Here is a 19,902-nt window from a genome sequence, read left to right as displayed (position 1 = left end):
TATTCAAAAAAAGAGCTTCGATTAACGAAGCATCTGACAAAACGTACGCGCCGATTGTTCTATAATCCCTACATCACGGGCAGTTCCCGCTAGGATTAGTGAACCTTCCAGTGCTGCAATAAACAACAACGCAGCTGGTCCCGGTTCGATTTCTTTGCGAAATTCACCGCGATCCAAACCTTGCTGAAACAACTTCTCCACCATAGGTCTAAGCTCACGAAAGAATCTGGATATGCTTTCCTTCACTTGGGGTGCACTGTCCGGTGTCTGCATATATAACGTAACAAAAGGACAGCTCCCTTCGTAATTTCGGCCCTCAATGCCTGCCGACAGTAATGCCATGAATGAGTATATACGCTCCTCTACTCCTCGCTCACGCTGACTGAGCAGCAGATACAGCTCCGACTCATACTGGGCAATCCAGTATTGAACCACGGCCTGGAGCAGTTCCTCCTTGTTTTTAAAATGATAATAAATATTTGACTTGGATACCCCACTCACTCGCACGACTTCATCCATGCTAACGTAGCTGTACCCCTGACGCAGAAATAATTGTGCCGCCACTTCAACTGCCTTGGTCCGGTTCACCGGATTGGAACTTTTGGATTTGGCGGGTCCCGTATTCATTTTTGAATTTGTCATATTTAGTACTATACAGTACTAATCAGTTGAAAACAAGTATTCCTGTTAACAAAAGAGGACCTCCCACTCCAACTACTCCATACTTGTCCACATTTAGAGTGTAATACACACAGGATATCCACATATAGTATTAACTCTGTGTTAAATAAGTCATTAGATCGTTAAATTACTCTCGGGTTATCCACATTTCAGGGATATAACCGACTTTGAACTTTTCAGAGAGCGTCATTGGCTCCTCGGTAAAACAAAAATAGGCCAACCAGAATAAAATTTCTGGTTGGCCCGTTTCAATTAACTCATATATCCGATAGACTAACTTTTCTATCCGAAGATTTCTGAACAGTTTTCGGTAACCTGTGGATACCGTCCATGATCCGGATTATTTTTTCAGACTATCCCAGTTCTGTTGCAATGCGTCGAGCAATCCGGCTTTATCCGATTTGCCTGCAACGTAAGCCTGAATCGTGCTACCATACTCTTGTGGAACCCCTTCAGGGAAACGGTTGAAGTTCCAGCTGAGTGTTTTATTTTCCTGGCTATACTTCATGATCTCTGTGGCGAGGTCACCCAGATCCTCTTCGGATGCCGTGATGGAACTGAACGCCGGAATGAATTTGAATTCTTTTGTCATGTATTGTTTCCCGATATCCGAAGTTACGAGCCATTCCAAAAACTCTTTTGCTTCCGGTTTCACTTGGGAATTCTTGTTCACAACCCAATAGTTCGGCACGCCGACAAACAATTTGTCATTGGGTTCATTGTTAATTGGCATTGGGAGGATACCCAGATTCAGATCTGGATCGATTCCATCGATCTGTACTTGAGTCCAGTTTCCTTGTTGCATCATCGCCGCTTCTCCACTCGCAAACAACGTAACTTGCGTATTGTAGTCGGTTGTCAGCGGGTTTTTGTTGCTGTATTTCAGCGTTAAGTCGAGCAAGTTGATCCAGTCGGCGAACACTTGGTTGCCAGGAATCTTCTCCGTACTTTCGTTGAGCCCTTGAATGAATTTCACCGGATCTGCCTGATTGGCAAATGCGACGTTTACGTTATGATTGCCCAGCACCCACCACTCCTGATACCCGTTAGAGAATGGGGTAATGCCTGCGGCTTGAAGTTTCTGTGCCGCTTGATCCAATTGTTCCAGTGTCGTTGGAATTTCGGTAATACCTGCTTTTTGGAAGAGGTCTTTGTTATAAATGAAACCATAACCCTCCAGCGCGAGCGGCTGTCCGTAGAGTTTGCCGTCTTTGGTCATTGGCTCTTTGGCTACTTCGAGTGCATCCTTGGCCCATGATTCTCCAGACAGATCTTCCAGATATTCAAGCCATGTATCCAATTCACGATAACCACCTACGTTGAAAATGTCCGGTTGTTCGCCAGCGGCAAACTTGGCTTTTAATGCAGCACCGTAGTCACTGCCGCCACCTACAGTCTGAATGTCCAGTTTGACGCCTGGATGGGAGGATTCATATTCCGCTTTGAGACGGTTGAGCGCTTCCGCGATTTCGACTTTGAATTGGAAGATTTTAATGGTTTTATCTCCAGCAGCAGCCTCGCCACCACCTTGAGTATCCGTGTTGACCGGACTGCCACTCTTGTCCCCATTGCCACAACCCGCGAGCATTACCGAAAAAGCAATCAGCATAAGCAACGTCAACTTTGTCATTCTTTTCATACATACACTCTCCCTATAGTAGTTTCAGTATAACCGTTCCACTAATGAATATTTACACTGGCACTCCGATGACAGAATAACCTTCCCTTGAAGTGTGTTTTCATTCTAACGAACCGAGCGCAAGCTATTCGCACCTATTTGCACAGGTTCCCATTATAACGAATCACAGCGACGTTATTTCGTCGATTTGGTCGAATTTTAAGCCTCTGACGCCGTTTTACACCAGAATAACGTTACTGAGGTTCGTTACAATTTGTATTCCTTGATTATCCACCTATTAAGATGCGTTGGATTCGTTAGCGCTTTGAACAGGGAGCATACCCTCACTCTGCAGAAGAGGTTCCTGGCTATACAAGCTTCTTTCTTGGTCTTTTCCCTTTATTGCTCTTTTCTCTTTATCGATGCTTTCCCTTCCCTAGGAGTCATGCCCAAGCTATGCGGGCATGACTCCCTTTGCACACCTCCATGCGAGGTGGGAGCAAAGGGATCAGGATGCGATGTAGGAGCGGAGCGTTCGCCTTTGATACTCGGTGGCTTCCTTGCCCTAATACATTCAGGCCACCGAGGAGCAACAGCGACCGAAAGCGCAACTTGATCCCGCGGCGACCTGCACTCGCACTCCGCCACAGCGACCCTGCACTCGCACCCTCACCCTTTAACTGATCCAGCCGTAATCCCCTGAATGATGTACTTCTGCATCAGCAGGAAGAAGATAATGATCGGCATGATACCGAGCACAAGTGCCGGCAAGGCCAGATCCCATTGCTTCGTATACTGACCGAAGAGTGCAAAGGTCGCAATCGGGATTGTACGCAGGTTGGAGCTTTGCAGGATCAGGGATGGTAGCAGATAATCATTCCAGATCCAAAGCGTGTTCAGAATAATGACGGTTACATACATCGGCTTCATGAGTGGAAATACAATCCGGAAGAACACTCCATAGACCGAGCTTCCATCCACCCGGGCTGCTTCCTCAATCTCCAGTGGGACGGATTTTACGAATCCGTGGAACAGGAAGACAGACATCGGTGCCCCGAAACCAAGATAACAGATAATGAGGCCGCCAAGGCTGTCGATCAATCCCAGATTACTGGTTACAGTAACAAGTGGAATCATGATAGACTGGAACGGAATCACCATCGCGGCAATGAACATGCCGAACAAAATACGGTTGAACCGGGTATCGCTGCGGACCATTCGGTACGCGGCCATGGAACTGATCAGCACAAGCAACAGATTGCTGACCACAGTAACGATAAGCGAGTTCATCAGCGCGGACGGGAAGTTAATTTTCTCCCAGGCGTTCGCATAGTTGCCCCATTGAAATACTTCCGGCCATGCAGCCGAATTGGTGAGTAGATCACCGAAGGTTTTGACCGAATTCACGAACAGGAAGTAAAACGGAACCAGGAATAAAAGTCCAAGGAGTACCATGACAATCTCGGTTACAATGGTACTGAAGCGGTAATTTTTTGTCGTCTCCATTAGGCTTCTACCTCCTTGCTCTTCGTCAGACGTACCTGAATCATGGTGATGATGGCAACGATTACGAAGAACACGAGCGCTTTGGCGGTTCCGATGCCATATCTGTTATTTACAAAGGCTTCATTGTAAATATTAAGTGCAACCGACTCTGTCGATCCGAACGGTCCACCTTTGGTCAGTGACAGATTGAGATCGAACATTTTGAACGACCAGGAGATCGCCAGGAATAGACAGATTGTCACACCCGGCATAATGAGCGGAAGAATGATGCTCCGCAGTACCTGCCAGCGACTTGCGCCATCAATCTCGGCAGCTTCCAGCAGATCAGGGGATACATTTGTCAGAGATGAGATGTAGATGACCATCAGATATCCTGCGGTCTGCCATACAAACACAATCACGATTCCCCAGAAGGCGGTTGGTTCGTCTCCCAGCCAAGGAAGGTTGAAGAAGGACCAGCCGGTTACATCGCCTACTGCTGAAAACCCTTTCACAAATATGAACTGCCAGATAAAGCCGAGCAACAACCCACCGATCACGTTAGGCATAAAAAAGATCGTACGCAGAATGTTTCTCGTCTTGAGCGGTTTGGTCAGGAAATACGCCAGGAAAAAACCAATCACATTGGTCAGTACCACACCAACCACGGTGAAGCGTACCGTAAACCAAAACGCCGTTTGGAACTTGGGATCATTCGCAAAAACATGCACGAAGTTATCGAACCCTACCCAATTAATGTTCTCGGATACCCCGTTCCAATCCGTGAAGGAATACACCATGCCAAGCAGGAAAGGGACCACGATGATGAGAATAAAAAACACGATGGAGGGACCCACGAACACAAGCTGCTGTAACAGCTGTGAAGATTTGCGATGCTTCATATCGTTCTCCCCTTCTATAGATGGATGAAATTGGTCTCTTTTTCTATTAAACCCCATTATCGCCGAGGGAAACACCGACCCTTGTGAACAGTTGGGGGTAAAATATTGTCCTCTCTAAACCTGCAACCAGAAGGGGTATTCCGATGTCCAAATACTACAGTATACGCACCAAATTGATTGCCTTTATGCTCATTGCTACCACCCTTCCACTGCTCGCATCGATCAGCATGACGTTTATCCAGACCAAAACGGCCCTACGGGAACAGGCTGTGGAAGAGAACAAACGCCTGATCTACCAAGCGTCCACCAATCTCAATAACTATGTGGATAACGTGGCCCGAGCGTCGCTCGCTGTGTATAACGACCCGAACTTTCTGCGTAACTTGGCAAAAATTCCTGGTGATTATCGTGCGGTGGCCGAAGTGTATACCACTTTGCAGACAATACGCGCGGCTGTGCCGGATGTATTCCAGCTGTATTTGCACTCTTTTGCCGCCAATCAATCCACCTTAATTACAAATCCCTTTCCGAAGCGGGAGGAACGCAAACAGGCCTATTCCGGCTCGCTTCATGGAAAAACAAGCGGTGACAGCCCGGATATCTGGGTGGAATCGGCCCATATGAGTCACACGTACGGATTCAAGGCTGCCTCCCCCGATGACCCTGCCAGAACGGTCATTACCCTGCATCGGGTGATCAAGGATATTCCGTCCACTGAGCGTCTGGGTGTACTCGCCATTGATCTGAATATGAATACCATTGCAGCAATCTGTAGCAGGCTGTATGATCCGGCTAAGGAACAGATCTATGTGGTGGATGGTCAGAATCAGATCATTTACCAAGGTCGTTCCGAGGTCAATCATACGGATGCACTACGAGCGGAAACGGCTAGTGAACTGAATATCGCGCGATCTGGCGCAGGTACAGCCCAGAATGTTGCAGGGCATTTTGAACAGGATCGTTCCATGTATGTATACCAGCAACTTGGCAGCACATACGCCGATTGGACCATCGTCAAACAGATCCCGAATGAGACGTTATATGCCAGAGCCACCACACTTACGTGGAATAACGCGATGATTGCCATTGCGGCACTTGCATTGGTCATTGTTGCAACCTTGTTCATCTCCATCCGAATCACCGGTCCGCTCAAGCAACTCATGCGGTATATGAACCAGATTCAAGCCGGGCGCCTGCATGTGGATATCCATCTATCCAGTCGCGATGAATTCGGGGTGCTCGCTCGTCATTTCCGGGATATGATGGATACGGTAAATAATCTTATTTTGCGGGAATATCGACTCGAGATCGCCAATAAGACAAATCAACTCAAAGCGTTGCAAGCGCAGATTCATCCGCATTTTCTGTATAACACACTGCAATCGATCGGTACACTCGCCCTTCAACAGCAAGGACAACGGGCGTATACACTACTCTCTAGCCTATCCAAAATGCTGCGTTACAGCATGCGGGATCAGACCTGCGTAACCTTACGCGAAGAGGCGGAGCATGCCCGATTATATCTGGAACTACAGCAGGAGCGGTTTGGTGACCGCCTTGAGGTGGATTTGGATTTTGCCGAAGATACCCTATCTGTCGAAATGCCAAGAATGACGTTACAACCTTTAATTGAGAACTATTTTAAACATGGAGCAGATATTCAGCCTGGCAAAGGTCACATATCCCTGTCCAGCCGCCGGATCAACGATCATTGGATTGAAATAGAACTGAATAATAATGGCCCCTCCATACCTGAAGAAAAATTACTGGAGATCCGCGGATGGCTACATCCAAGTCATACAACAACCGGGTTATCCACACAAGAATCCGACGAGTCTGAATCCATCGGTCTACGAAATGTAATACGCCGACTTCAATTGAACTCACATCCCGGTCACTCAGCCAGGCTTGAGATCAGCAATCGGGAACCCAATGGTGTGAAGATCACGGTTAAACTATACGCGGGAGAGTGAACAACATGAAGGCACTGCTTGTAGATGATGAAAAACATGTCCGCGATGCCATAAGGTTGCTTGGTCATTGGGAAGAGTTTGGCATTGATACATTACTTGAAGCAGCAGACGGGGATGAAGCCATCGCCGCCATCACGGCACATCAACCTCAAATCATACTCAGTGACATGCGGATGCCGGGCAAGGACGGTATGGCATTGCTTGAATGGATATCGGCTCATGCCCCACACAGCAAGGTGCTGGTTATCAGCGGATATGATGATTTTGAACTCGTGAGGCATGCAATCAGGCATGGTGGCATGGACTACCTCCTGAAACCTGTGGAAGCAGATGAGCTGAATGCATCTCTATTAAAGGCCGTTACAGCTTGGGAAGAGGAATACGCCATTCGGATACAATCCACCAGGCAATCCATTGTTGTTAATCGAATGCGCCCCCACTACCAGGATCGTCTACTCACCGAACTTGCCGTCGGAAGAGGTAGCAGCCCATCACACATGCAGCGATTGCAGGATGAGTTAAATCTCCCCTGTCTAATCCCTGTCTGTAGTGTCGCTGTCACCAGCCTGTCCCATCTGGATGCAGATTGTCTGGCAAAATACCGCAGTCAACCGGACCTGCTTGTGTTCTCTGTCCTCAATATCTGTGCCGAGATGTTATCCACACCAGACGAAGGCGTAATGTTTCGTCAGTTGGATCAACCGGACGAGATTGTTCTGCTGCATTGGGGTCCATCCACTTCATTGGAAGATATTCTGGACAAGGTCAATCATGGATTGGAGCAGACGATTCAGCGCCGGCTTCATTTTGGCATCTCCACCTGTGAGTCTTACCCTGGCGGAATCTCAGCGGCCTATCTGGAAGCAAGTTCAAGGTTGTGGCGACGTAATGCTGTGCAAATTAAACAGCGAATCCATGCCTCAGTGGAATCATCAATTGGGAATAAAATGAGGCGTTTAACCGCCCATGAAGAACCCCTGCGTATGGCAGCCATGAGCTGCCGGGCTTCCAGTGTATCTGCTGCGGTCGCCGAGTGGCTTGACCCGATTACTGATCTTGCGGTTGTCAGTGCTGAGCAGATTCAACAATGGATCGAGGAGCTGGAATGGATGCTGAGCCGCTGGCTTGATGATACGGCAGGTTCGTCATTCCATGAGGAAGAAGTGACGGAGGAACAGTCTATTCCCTTTGCCGAGTTACCTTTGGACGCTGAAGGACTGTTATCTTTCCCCCTGCTTCGTTCATTGTTGGAACAACGACTGCTTGCCGCAGGAAAGGCGCTCACCGCTCACCACCACGCCAATCCTGATCCCATGAGTGAGATTGCACGTTATATGGACGCCCATTATCAGGAGGACCTGTCCTTACAGCAGATTGCCGCGCGTTTCTATCTGAGCCGGGAGTATATTTCCCGTAAATTCAAACAGCATTTTGGTCTGAACTGGTCGGAATATCTGGGCAAACTGCGGATCAACAACGCCAAGCTGTTACTGCAAAATCCTTCCCTTCGAGTCGTCAAAATCTCTGAGATGGTTGGATTTCAGGACGAAAAGTATTTCAGCAAAGTGTTCAAAAAAATGGAGGGCATCACGCCAGCGGAATATCGTAAAACATTATTGGAGGCTGGAACGTAGGAGCTTCAACTCAAAAAGGACCCCCAACGGAGTCCTTTTTTGCTGTTTATTTTGGAACACGAAAATTAGCCTATATCATGACGATTTGTTGGCTCTTTCTTTTCTAAGATAGGATACGATCCGAAAGATTGCAGCTACAGCTATACCCAAGTAGAGATAATAAACTTTATTTCCCGTTGTATGAGCTGCTATGGGAAAAAAGACTACGATGAATGGTACCAGTGCAATATCCAGGTAGAACATGATCTTCCGGTAAGTAAGGATACTCATAACCCCCTTTTATTTACCAAAAATGGTTTTATTAATTGTAATATATCATAACATAGATACACCCTAGTACGCTCACCGATCCCGCAAAATCACCGCAGGTACAAGTCGAATGTAGATTAATTCCCCTGCAAGCTCCACCATCGTCTGTGTAACGATGACTGCCGCTGCTATAGTTTCCCATTCTGGCGGGAGTGCCAGCGCCAGCGGCAGAACAACCAGCGAGTTCCGTGTGGCTGAACTGAAAATCAACGCACGCCCTGCGCCTGTATTCAATCGAAACCCATTAGCAATGATCCGAGATATCCAAGGCATAATGATCAGAAAAGCAACATAGATCGGGATCACGTTTACGATGATCGCCATATCATTGTAGACTTTGCCAATCTGGGAAGCGACAACCACGATCAGCGCAAGTGCCGTCATCGGAACCGGGAGCCATGCCGTCGCATTTATGACCCGCTCCCCGCTCGCTTTACCTCTGGAGAAAACTTGTGTAACAACAGCGAGCAGCAGTGGAATTACGATCAGGAACAGAAAAGCCTCTACAAACGGCCCTACCTGCATGATCTGTGCCACCTCGGTACCCATCAATAGCCATAAATAAAACGGCAACAGGATCCATTTGTATAACAAATAAAAGAGGTGTTGCGGCGAGCATCAGTTTCTCATCGCCCCTGCCGAGCTGTGTGAACACAATGACGTAATCAATACAGGGTGTTAACAGCACTAGATAGACTCCGATCAGAACGCCTGGTGATTGCGGAAAGACAAGTGTGAGCAACCATACAACTACAGGTACAACGATAAAATTAGCTACCAGTAACGAGCCCATAAATCGCAGGTTGGACCAAGACTCTTTTAACTGTAAAAAGGGAATCTGTACAAACATGCTGCATAACAGAACGGCAAGAACCGGGGACACGGTGTAGTGTAAAACATTCCCCCATACCGGATTACTCAGCCCTATCACTGCTCCTACGAACAGTGCAACTACATAGAACCAGGTTTGCTGTTGCTCCATCGTTTCTCTTGTGAGCATTCTCTTCCTCCTCTTCCAGTGGGACATCATGGGCATGGACATATTTCTGCTTCGTTTCGCGTACATTGGGACAGAGTGCCGTTCCAACATAAGCGGCAGAGCACAAGGATCTGAAGGATCAACTTGTGAATTTTTTGCGGCTGTTATTAGAATGTGCAAGAACTGGGTATATTCATTGTAGACTGACCCGTGGTTCATTCATTCGTTAAACCAAGGAGGAAACACAATGTCACGTAACAATCCGTACAAGTGGTTAAACGCCATTGGTTTTATTGCTGTAATTATCGTGAACTACCTCTCCAACGCTCTGCCGATCGGAGGCAAGACCAATAAAGAAGTATCGGATATGTACCCTGTGCTGCTCACACCTTCTGGCTATGCCTTCTCTATATGGGGTCTGATCTACTTGCTGTTGGCAGGGTTTGTGATCTATCAGTTCGTGCCCGCTTCCTGGAAAAGGGATTCGATTACCCGTCTCGGGTATTGGTTTCTGGCAAGCTGTGCCTTCAACGTAGCCTGGATTTTTGCTTTTCAAAACTTGCAGACCGGTCTCGCCTTACTGATTATTGTACTGCTTCTGTTGTGCCTGATCATGCTGTATGTAAAAACACGTACCATTACGGTTCCAACCACTGCTGAGATCTGGCTTGTGAAGCTGCCATTCAGCATCTATCTCGGATGGATTAGTGTGGCAACCATTGTCAATGCAGCGGTGCTGTTATATAAAATTGGCTGGGATGGTTTTGGTATCAGCGAACCGACTTGGACGATCATCATGCTGATTGTCGGTATGGTGCTGGCTGTACTCGTTAGCTTCCGTTATCGGGACAGTGTGTACCCACTTGTGTTTACATGGGCGTATATCGCCATTGCACTTAAACAAAAGGATGTCACTTCCGTATATTATACGGCAATCATCATTGCGATCGTACTGGCCATCTACGCGGTATGGCTGTTCTTCGCCCGTAATCAGGATCGTGATTAAGATTTCCCCCTTCTATATAGCGCTTAAATATAATGCAAAAATGCAAAAAGCCGATTCTGGTCATTCGACCTGAATCGGCTTTTTATGTATATCGGCGCGAGTGAAGGTTGTCCTATTTCAGGGCAATTACCTCAATCTCCACCAGTGCATCTTTTGGCAAACGAGCCACTTCCACTGCACTACGTGCAGGATAAGGCTGTTCGAAGAACGTGCTGTACACTTCATTCACAGGAACGAAGTCGTTCATGTCTTTCAGGAACACCGTCGTTTTCACGATTTTATCCATACTTGTACCTGCTGCTTCAAGGATAGCCTTCACATTGCTCAAAGACAGACGTGTCTGCTCCTGTACATCTGCACCGAATTCTCCCGTTTGGGGATTCAGACCAAGCTGTCCGGAAGTGTAGATGAAATCGCCCGCATCAACGGCTTGACTGTATGGACCAATGGCGCCTGGCGCCTGATCGGTAGAGATTGGTTTTTTCATGGACGAGTTCTCCTTCATGTTCGTTATCCTGCTGCCACAAGGGGTCAGGGTTCGAACTCATTTTTGTTGCCTATTATACCACGATCTACCTCAAGCGAGAAACGCCCATCCCTAGCCACATGAAGCATACAGCTCGTTCAAAGGTTTCTTAGCCCCCGTCCACACCAAGGACATGAATGACATCATTGGGATACACGTGGTTTCCCTTGGTTTGCACCAACGCAATATTCGTCATGGCCTGTGCAATGGTTGCAGCGTGGACCGCCCGGTATTTGTCCACTCTGCCTTTCATCCAGCGATCCAGAAGCTTCATCGCATGGGCAGCCATCTGCTCACCGAATCTCTTCTCGTTTCGATCTCCCAGGATTAAGGACGGGCGGAAGATATGCAATGACTGAAAACCGATATCGGACAATGCATCCTCCATTTCCCCCTTGGTCCGACTGTAAAAGACTCGGGAACCTGCGCTCGCTCCCATGGAGGAGATCACAAGCATCTGTAATACTCCATGCTGCTTCGCAATCGTTGCTGCACGAACCGGGTAATGGTAATCCACCTGATGGAAACTCTCCTGACTGCCTGCTTTTTTGATCGTGGTACCCAAACAACAGTACAGGTCATCGATTCCATCGAATAAGTGGCCTTGGCTCTCCAACTGTTCCCAGTCCACCACATGCTGTTCCAGTTTGGGATGTTGCAACTCAAGCGGACGTCTAACCAGAACACGAACCAGGCTGTATGCCGAGTGCTCCAGCAGATTATGAACCAGTAATTCGCCTACAAGCCCGGTGGCTCCAATCACCATGGCTTTCCGTTCGAGACGATTCAAATACATCCCTCCACTTCGCCATCTTTTTTGAAGTCATACCAGATACATATGATCAATCTAAATATTTACAAGGTTGTTCTGTCATCGAAGTGCCCGTGTAAATATTCATTAGTTGAAATTTATATCGTTTCTATTTTAACAGTACACGACGTCCAAGGGTAAATGTCAGAATCAGCATCACGACACCAACCCCCATCTGAAATCCATAGGCTGAGATCCAGGCCAGCGCATCGGACCAGGTTTCCATCTTTTCATACAACCAGCCACCCAACAACGGCCCGAGAAACGAAGTGACTCCGGTCAGAGCCGAATACACCGCGACAAACATCGGTCTTTCACTTTTGGGTGTGTCTCCAATCGTAAAGTTAAATGCCAGCTGGTTGAATCCACCTACCCCGATCCCAAGGAAGATATGAGATAGAAATAGTGCGATCAATACGGGCATGAACGACATTAACCCCCACGACAAACAGGAGAGTGCAATGACTGGCAATGTCCAAAATAGGAGGGTTTTGTTGCTGAATCTGGCATTCAGATTACCCCAAACATAGAAACCGGCCATCATAACCAGCGTCTGGACTACCGTGATCAGGGATACCGTCTGATAATTGATGTTCAATAGATCGAGCATAACATAGGAATAAAGCGGAACAATCAAGGTCTGGATCAATAACCATGAAGCCAGGAACAGCGTTGCTTTCAGGAAAGAACGATCCTGGAACGGCTTGATGAACATGCGCCAGAAAACCTTTTCGGTAGAACGTTCGAAGGGAACGTCCGGATAGAAGAAATAGATGACTGTATTGGCAATAGCACAGATCCACACCGGAATAAACAGGATCAGAAAGCCCATTTCTCCCGGGTAACGGTCCAAAACAATACCGCCTGCAAATAAGCATACGCTTCCAAGAGCATTCAGAATCGTATTTCGAATTCCAAAATAACGCCCTCTCACCTTAGCAGGTACGATATCGCCAATTAGTGAAGTCCAGATCATACCGCCGATGGTATTTGATATAAAAGCAACCGTATACACGCCAATATATACGCTTACCCACCACTCTTTGGGGAATATGAACGGGATCAGTCCCGTTGCACTCCACAAGATGCGATGTGTGCCCACAAATAACAGAAGCATGCGTTTACGGCTGCGAATACGCTGCATCCAGTAAGCTGCTCCGATCTGGGCAATGTTCACAAACGTCGTAATCGCGAGCACAAAGCCGATATGTCTCGACCCGGCCCCAAGGTACAGCAGAAATCCGGTTAAAAATGGGCCTCCCAGCAAGGTCTGTAAAATAATTGCCGGTACACCCTCCCATGTTGCAATCGATAAATTCGTGCGTTGTGTCGAACCCTTGCGCCGTGGTTTGCTTGCTAACGGGGGAGGGTTAACGTTGACCGTCTTCTGTATGGGGATACACTCCTTAGACCGGGTCTCAAAAGCCGGTCGATGCTAGTTGTCATCCCAAATTCTACTCACGGCGCGAAGGTTGTCAACTCATTTTTTCACGGTCCAACGGGAGATAGAGATGGAAGGTGCTTCCTTTACCTTCAGCGCTCTCCAGTTCAATCGATCCCCCCAGTAATCTCGCTAAATCCCGACTGATTGACAGGCCAAGTCCGGTACCGCCAAATTTTCGACTAATCGACCCGTCAGCCTGTTGAAATGCTTCAAATATGGAATGATGCTTGTCCTCAGAAATGCCAATTCCTGTATCCTGAACGGAGAAAATAAGCCATCGATTCTGAATACCTGCATTCTTAATCTGCTTGGTGCTTACGGTCAGCGTGACCTTCCCCCGGTGAGTGAACTTGATGGCATTGGACATCAGATTCCGCAAAATCTGTTGAACCCGCTGGGGATCAGACCAGAGCGTCTCGGGCAGTCCCGTTTTTTTGTCCAGAACCAACTGAATACCTTTTTTCTCGGCAACAAGCTGAAAGTGGCTCATGGCATCTTCTGTAAGTTGTGCGACACTGATATCCTCCAGTACAATATCCAGCCGCCCCGCTTCTACTTTGGAAAGATCCAGAATATCGTTAATGAGCGTAAGCAGTTCCTGCCCGGAGTGGTCGATCATATTGGCAAAACGTATAATATCCTCCTGATCCATCGTGTCGGCATTCTCGCTGATCATCTGGGCAAAGTTAATGACACTGTTCAGTGGTGTACGCAGTTCATGGGACATATTGGCGAGAAATTCGGATTTGTACTGTGAGGCAATCATCAATTGTTTCGCTCGATCCTCCAGTACAATCTGGGCTTTCTGTAACTCTTCCTTTTGCACAGACAATAGCCGGTTTGTACTCTGGATCAGCAAAATTCGATTCTGTTCATTCTGAAAATCACGTAAAATAAATGCAAAAATAAGGCTCAGCAAAATGCCTGTAGGAAGTGTATAAGGCATAATATGTGAAAAGAAGTATGTAGCCGGGATCACACCAACGATAGCGATGTTTATACTGTTGACCACATTGACGATAACTGTAACAAGGATTCCTTTAATAATCAGCCTGTAGTTGCTGCGTCTCATCCATATATTCAGACCTGCACATATCACGCCCAAAATAGACATGTTAAGTACTGCCGCCAATGTAGCATCCGTGATGCCAAAAGTCAGCCTCGACAGCCCAATTCCAATACCCACGATAATTACGCTATAGGGTTGTCTATACGTTAGAACGGCAACAATTAAAGGAACATATCGAAGATCAAAGACCACTTCATCGGTGAGTTGAAACCCAAAAACCGTACTGATCCAACCTGCAAAAATAAGGACAAGCACGGAGCTGATCTGCTTCACTCGGGAAGAGGTACGTATTACGACATATTTATAGAACACACTAGCAAGATATGCAATGGTAATAAGCATCCCCATATTCAATACGAACATTTTTGAAAATTGCATTCACTCACTCCTGTTGAACCGACTTTACTGGCCAAATTACCTTCGTCCGTATGTGTCTCTATCATATCATGCCCATTGAAGCTTCGGCATTCCTTCTTCGTCAAAAAAATACACAAAAATACACAAATCAGGATTCAATTTGTGCGCTGGTCGTAGTAGAATATATTGTTGTTTAAATTTAAACTACTATATAGATTGAACTAAAGAATAATTACACTTGCCACTCCGATGACAGAACAACCTTCTGATCGCTGTTATCCCCAGATTTTTTCGATTCCCTTTTCTGAAAGGGAAAATCCGTGGATAAAGGCGAAGCGTATGCTTCCGATGCAGCTTTCTTTCAGAAAGCTTTTAGCTCCGCTTCTTCAGGTTATTTCTGTCCTCTGCGTTCTCGTGTAAATGAATGTATAGTGCAACTCATATAGTTATTTGCTGGGGTCATGTTCGTCGGAACATGAATGAAAGGAGAAAGATGTTGTGCAATTGTTAAAAAGCAAATCCTATTGGCTGTCATTGAGTTTAATGCTGTCTTTGGCCGTCATGGGGCTCTTCTATGATATTCTTAATAGTCCAGAACGCGGGTTCGTAGTGCTTGATTCGCCGCTCGACCGGATCATTCCCTACGTGCCTGGCATGTCCATTCCATATTTGGGCTGGTACCCGTTTGTATTCGGTGTGCTCGCTTACCTGTGTGCCAAAGATCGCCTGACGTATTACCGTGTCTTGTTATCCATGAATATCTGTGTCTGGATATGTTATCTGATCTACTTCAACTTTCAGACCATGGTACCGCGCCCGGAACTGACGGGTACAGGCCTGGGAGCATCTGTCCTCGGATGGCTCTATAGTCAGGATCGTCCTTATAATTGTTTTCCAAGTATTCATTCTCTTCACTCTTATCTGGTTATGCGTGCTGTTCTCTCGGTTCCAAGCATCCGCAAACCCATCAAGATTTTGGTGGCCGCCGGGGCAGCAACTATTATAGTATCCACGCTAATGATCAAACAACATGTAATCTATGACGCCTTGGGTGCGGTCATACTCGGCGAATGTGTTCTCACCATCATAACAGGCCTCGCTCTTCACCGGAGACGCAGAAAAGAATCGAAGTGGACAGAGGGGATCAGCTGATCCCTCACTTCGATGGTTTCTGAAGATGCTGTTGTCGTCTCCATTCATCAATAAACAAACCTGCAAAATAGGGGTCCCATTGGGTCCCTTTTCCTTCTTCCAAAATCGTTAGCGCTTTCTCATGACTCATCCCATTCCGGTATGGTCGATCAGACGTCATGGCATCAAAGGCATCCGCTACCGCAATGATGCGGCCAAATAGCGGAATCTCATCGCCTGCCATCCCATCCGGATACCCTTTGCCATCATATCTCTCATGGTGAGATCGTACACCAGGCAGAAAGTCAGCCATGGCATCAATGGGTTCTATCTGGAGCAGAATACTCTCTCCCTGCACGGGATGTGTCTGAATAATTGCGAATTCTTCATCGCTTAGTTTTCCATCCTTCAGCAACACCTCATCAGGTATGCCGATTTTCCCGATATCATGAAGCAGGGCTGATTTGTACAATAAATCCGCCTGTTCCTCACTCATTCCGCTCAGCTTACCAATCATCAGCGAATACTCTGCCACACGCATGGAATGTCCTGCCGTGTACTTATCTCGGGCATCTAAAGCAGCAGCCAGCGTAGAAAAATAACTTTGCAACAGCTGTCGATTGCGTTCCTGTCTCATCTCCAGCCGATTAATCATCATATTAAAACCGGAGATCAGTGCCGAAAACTCATCCGCATATAGATCCGGAGCTCGTCTGCCAAGATCTCCCCCCTGAATTCGGTTCATCTCATGCGTCAGTTCAGCAACTGGATCACGAACATCACGAATCAACAGCCAGCTTCCCACCAGCGCAAACCCCGCGCCCAGAACAACGATGAGAATTCCCCACAGTATGTACTCTTTCGCAAATTCACTGTCCATATACTGAAGTCTGATATATGTAGCCAGGAAAAATAGAAATAGAGGAAATAAGCCAATCAGTGCCGTACTTAGCTGAAATTTACGCTGGATCGATACCAGGATTCGCCCTCCCAGTGAAGGTTCCATCCCGTATTGGACTTTGCCTCGATGTCGAATCTCAAGTAACAGGGGTCTAATCGCCCGCACCGTTAAGTAATACTCAATCAGCGCATGCATGATGGCAATCAGAAAGGCACACGCAGCGGCCACGACAGTATAGAAGTAAGGAAATTCAAGCCACCCTGTGGATATCATCCATAATGTTAATCCGGCTGCCGGAAGTGAGAAACCAAGCATGTGCGGACCCATGATCCGATATATGGTCTGTCCCGGAAAACGATGAATTTTCTCATACATGTGGTTCAATTCGTCTCTCTCGTGATGCTCGGAAGTGAAAAATTGTCTTATGGGGCCTAGCTGCACCCACAGCGTAATTAATTCTGCAACCAGCATGAACAAGAGTGAAATCAGTACAATGAAGATGAGCCGAACAAATTGAATATTGGGTATTTGCAGAGTAGATACCATAACTACTGTACCGACAACAAAAACAGCTGCCAGTGAACCGATCAGATAATTGCGTATCAGGCGAAAGATAAATGAACGGTATGCTTCCAACTGAACCCCTCACTCTCTATGTGCAACCAGTTCTCCCTTGAGATACAGGGAGATTAAGGGTATTGCCTTCTATTTGTTTATCGGTTGCTCCGACAAAAAAAATTAATAAAATCCAATGGATGGGCATCAGAACTGGAAAACACAAAAAGGCTGCTCCACGACGGAGCAGCCTTTGGTGATATATCCTATATTTATCCTTTAATCTTGGCAGCCAGAATCATTGTACCGCGCGGCTCATCTCCCATTGCATCCGGTTCAAGCGTGATGGCAACCGTATCATAGTCGTTGGCCGAATCCAATGTGTAGTATACCGCTCCCGTTCCGTCACGACTAAGGAAAGTACCCGCATTCTGAGGGGTATCTCCTTTGATCAACCAGACCTGAAAAGCCTCGTTGCCTTCCAGGTTCGGCAGGTTCTCAGCCTGCACAACCAGGTGAGTGCCTTTGCTGTCAATAACGATGGTTGCGAGACCCTGAGCTACAATGTCCTGCGTTGCAGGATTCAGCTTCACTGCCTCGCCAGTCTGCATGCCCTGTGCGGGCTTCAGAGCTGATGCCAGCTGCTCTTGCAGCTGTGCATTCTGCGCCTGTGCCTGCACCAGTTGCTCTTGCGTAGCCGACGAGCCCGCCGCTTGCTGCGTCAGCGAGTCGATCTGGCTTCGCAGCTGCGCCGTGTACACGCCCAGTAACAGTGCCGCGGCCGCAAGGGCGGCACTGGCTATGCGCCAGGCGCTGCTGATGCGCGCACGCGCGTGCGCTTGTGGCTGCCATGGCTGTGCCTGGGCAGCCTCTTCCACCCGGGCCGCAGGCACCGCCGTTACCGGCGGCAAGCCTGGCCCGGGCTGCGGCGCAAGATCCTCCTGAAGCACCACGGGTGCTTCAGGCTCTGCAGGAGTAGCCGCTGGCTTCGCCTCGGCGCTCTCCTGCACATGTCCGAGCACGTTGCCCAGCACACGTGCTCGCATGCCTTGCGGCGGTGCTACAGGTTCCGCCGCAAGTGGCAGGAAGCCAGTCACTTCCTGCAATTCCCTTACCTCCTGGCGGCAAGGTTCGCAAGTTGCCATATGCGCTTCAAACGCCGCCACTTCCTCTGCTTCCAGTCCGCCCAGCACATACATCGGTGCCAGATCAGACCACTCCTCATGTCGTTCTATCATGGATGTATGCCCTCCCTTCCCGCGTCCGGATGCAATTCAGCATCGGCCAGCAACTTTTGGAGCTGTCGCATGGCAAGCCTGACACGGCTCTTTACTGTACCCAACGGAATCCCGAATCGGCTGGATACTTCCTGCTGGGTTAATCCCGCATAATAAATCGATTCTATAACTTGTTGCTGATCACCGTTTAATTGGGACAACGCCTCTTTAATCCGGGTACCTTCCCATTTACGCTGCACTTCTTCTTCCGTATTCGTATGTTCATCGGCATAGGCAGCCAGTGTCTCGTGTTCAACTGAAGTAGTCGCTGCCCCTTTTGATTTCCGCCTCAGCATGTCCACTGCAATGTTACGCGTAATCGCAAACATCCATGTGGTCAGCTTCCCCTGTGAGGCATCGTAACGTTCGGCATTATTCCAGACCCGCATAAAAAGTTCCTGAACGGTCTCTTCTGCCGTCATGGGATCACCAACGATCCGGTAGGCAAAAGAATACACCGCTCGCTCATAACGGTCATATAAAAGCTCCAGTGCGGAGGCATCACGTTCCGCGATCTGCCGCATTAACCTGCTGTCCTCCATCGATTCAGTCATGCGAGGGCCCCTTTCTGTTTCTTCCCTCTTATTATAACCTACGCAGAATCTTTTGAAGAGGATTACCCCTATGAAGAAATAGTTTGAAAAATTTTCTGTATCTTTTCAAACTAACCTTTCACTTTCTAACTTAAAAACAGTCCGAAAACATGCTGCTCTGGTCGCGCTTTCCTTTTTATTGCAGAAAATTACAACCTGTGGTATACTATAAGAGTTGTATTAAACAACCTCATATGATTTCTGTCTTCTTTAAACCCCGGAATATTTTCTTCATGCTGCGACCGCAGCGAACTCTAAGCACAATTAACCTATGAAGATTGAAGAACCTGAATCACAATAACCCGGTAGTACAGAGTTTCACAAGATGTTCCCATTCACACTGGCGCGGTCATCGGAGCCGCAAGGACAAAAGAGAGGTAGGGCTTTTGTTGTTTTGGATATCACTTATTCTTGAGAAGATTGAAAACATACACAAAGCACCCGGAATTGGGTTCCGGGTGTTTATCCATGTCTACATATCCAATTTAGTAACATCTACAGACTGTCGGACACCGTTCCTACATTAAGAAAAGTCCTCCTTCCACTTTTCAGACTAACCAGATAAATTCGGCTCTGCTTTAAAACTTTTCCATTCTCCCACTGACTGCACTCCTCGATACTTACTTCTTACTTCTTACTTCTCCAATTGTG

At 47.5% G+C, this 19,902-nt stretch carries 16 protein-coding genes and 1 pseudogene; 4 read left to right on the top strand and 13 right to left on the bottom strand.

Going from position 1 to position 19,902, the window contains the following annotated elements; translation table 11 throughout:
- Window positions 1-21: 21 nt before the first annotated feature.
- From MKY95_RS03020 to MKY95_RS03005, 4 genes are all read right to left on the bottom strand, one after another.
- On the bottom strand, window positions 22-588 hold the full coding sequence (locus MKY95_RS03020; RefSeq protein WP_036607516.1) for a TetR/AcrR family transcriptional regulator: 567 nt from the start codon (window positions 586-588) through the stop codon (window positions 22-24).
- A 433-nt stretch (window positions 589-1,021) separates the two neighbouring features.
- Window positions 1,022-2,320 (bottom strand): ABC transporter substrate-binding protein, encoded by a 1,299-nt coding sequence (locus tag MKY95_RS03015; protein ID WP_036672088.1) that lies wholly within the window; start codon window positions 2,318-2,320, stop codon window positions 1,022-1,024.
- Between the two features lie 648 nt (window positions 2,321-2,968).
- Window positions 2,969-3,805, bottom strand: coding sequence for a carbohydrate ABC transporter permease (locus MKY95_RS03010; protein WP_036607337.1), 837 nt, complete (start codon window positions 3,803-3,805; stop codon window positions 2,969-2,971).
- On the bottom strand, window positions 3,805-4,686 hold the full coding sequence (locus tag MKY95_RS03005) for a sugar ABC transporter permease (RefSeq protein ID WP_036607341.1): 882 nt from the start codon (window positions 4,684-4,686) through the stop codon (window positions 3,805-3,807). Before MKY95_RS03005 ends, MKY95_RS03010 begins: the two co-directional genes overlap by 1 nt.
- Before the next feature lie 143 nt (window positions 4,687-4,829).
- On the opposite strand from MKY95_RS03005, the gene MKY95_RS03000 reads away from it, so the two are divergent.
- Window positions 4,830-6,659, top strand: coding sequence for a sensor histidine kinase (locus MKY95_RS03000; protein ID WP_339196830.1), 1,830 nt, complete (start codon window positions 4,830-4,832; stop codon window positions 6,657-6,659).
- Window positions 6,660-6,664: 5 nt separating this feature from the next.
- Complete coding sequence (locus MKY95_RS02995; RefSeq protein ID WP_339196828.1) at window positions 6,665-8,293, top strand: response regulator; 1,629 nt, start codon at window positions 6,665-6,667, stop codon at window positions 8,291-8,293.
- A 75-nt stretch (window positions 8,294-8,368) separates the two neighbouring features.
- Here MKY95_RS02995 and MKY95_RS02990 read toward each other — a convergent pair whose 3' ends face one another.
- Window positions 8,369-8,563 (bottom strand): hypothetical protein, encoded by a 195-nt coding sequence (locus tag MKY95_RS02990; RefSeq protein WP_036672096.1) that lies wholly within the window; start codon window positions 8,561-8,563, stop codon window positions 8,369-8,371.
- A gap of 72 nt (window positions 8,564-8,635) precedes the next feature.
- Window positions 8,636-9,602 (bottom strand): annotated as a pseudogene (locus MKY95_RS02985) (arsenic resistance protein).
- 226 nt (window positions 9,603-9,828) lie between these two features.
- Here MKY95_RS02985 and MKY95_RS02980 point away from each other — a divergent pair.
- Complete coding sequence (locus tag MKY95_RS02980) at window positions 9,829-10,587, top strand: tryptophan-rich sensory protein (RefSeq protein WP_339196825.1); 759 nt, start codon at window positions 9,829-9,831, stop codon at window positions 10,585-10,587.
- Between the two features lie 112 nt (window positions 10,588-10,699).
- Here MKY95_RS02980 and MKY95_RS02975 read toward each other — a convergent pair whose 3' ends face one another.
- The 4 genes from MKY95_RS02975 to MKY95_RS02960 form a co-directional block, all read right to left on the bottom strand.
- Window positions 10,700-11,074, bottom strand: coding sequence for a RidA family protein (locus tag MKY95_RS02975; RefSeq protein ID WP_017690870.1), 375 nt, complete (start codon window positions 11,072-11,074; stop codon window positions 10,700-10,702).
- Between the two features lie 148 nt (window positions 11,075-11,222).
- Window positions 11,223-11,909 (bottom strand): oxidoreductase, encoded by a 687-nt coding sequence (locus tag MKY95_RS02970; protein ID WP_036607357.1) that lies wholly within the window; start codon window positions 11,907-11,909, stop codon window positions 11,223-11,225.
- A gap of 124 nt (window positions 11,910-12,033) precedes the next feature.
- A complete protein-coding gene (locus MKY95_RS02965; RefSeq protein WP_235193865.1) occupies window positions 12,034-13,191 on the bottom strand; it encodes an MFS transporter in 1,158 nt (385 codons plus the stop codon).
- 208 nt (window positions 13,192-13,399) lie between these two features.
- Entirely contained in the window at window positions 13,400-14,815 is a 1,416-nt protein-coding gene (locus MKY95_RS02960; protein WP_036607362.1) for an ATP-binding protein, read from the bottom strand.
- 477 nt (window positions 14,816-15,292) lie between these two features.
- Between MKY95_RS02960 and MKY95_RS02955 the strand changes: the two genes are divergently transcribed.
- On the top strand, window positions 15,293-15,946 hold the full coding sequence (locus tag MKY95_RS02955) for a phosphatase PAP2 family protein (protein ID WP_036607365.1): 654 nt from the start codon (window positions 15,293-15,295) through the stop codon (window positions 15,944-15,946).
- Between the two features lie 4 nt (window positions 15,947-15,950).
- Here the strand turns inward: MKY95_RS02955 and MKY95_RS02950 are convergent, their stop codons facing one another.
- The 3 genes from MKY95_RS02950 to MKY95_RS02940 form a co-directional block, all read right to left on the bottom strand.
- Window positions 15,951-17,462, bottom strand: coding sequence for an HD domain-containing phosphohydrolase (locus tag MKY95_RS02950; RefSeq protein ID WP_036607368.1), 1,512 nt, complete (start codon window positions 17,460-17,462; stop codon window positions 15,951-15,953).
- A gap of 191 nt (window positions 17,463-17,653) precedes the next feature.
- Entirely contained in the window at window positions 17,654-18,619 is a 966-nt protein-coding gene (locus MKY95_RS02945; protein ID WP_036607371.1) for an anti-sigma factor, read from the bottom strand.
- On the bottom strand, window positions 18,616-19,212 hold the full coding sequence (locus MKY95_RS02940) for a sigma-70 family RNA polymerase sigma factor (RefSeq protein WP_036607374.1): 597 nt from the start codon (window positions 19,210-19,212) through the stop codon (window positions 18,616-18,618). The genes MKY95_RS02945 and MKY95_RS02940 overlap by 4 nt, the downstream gene beginning before the upstream one ends.
- Window positions 19,213-19,902: the final 690 nt, after the last annotated feature.

This window comes from Paenibacillus sp. FSL P4-0176 (assembly GCF_037975265.1).
Taxonomy (GTDB): Bacteria; Bacillota; Bacilli; order Paenibacillales; family Paenibacillaceae; genus Paenibacillus; species Paenibacillus amylolyticus.
Note: the sequence above shows the minus strand (reverse complement) of the source record. Positions and strands in the feature narration are given on the sequence as shown.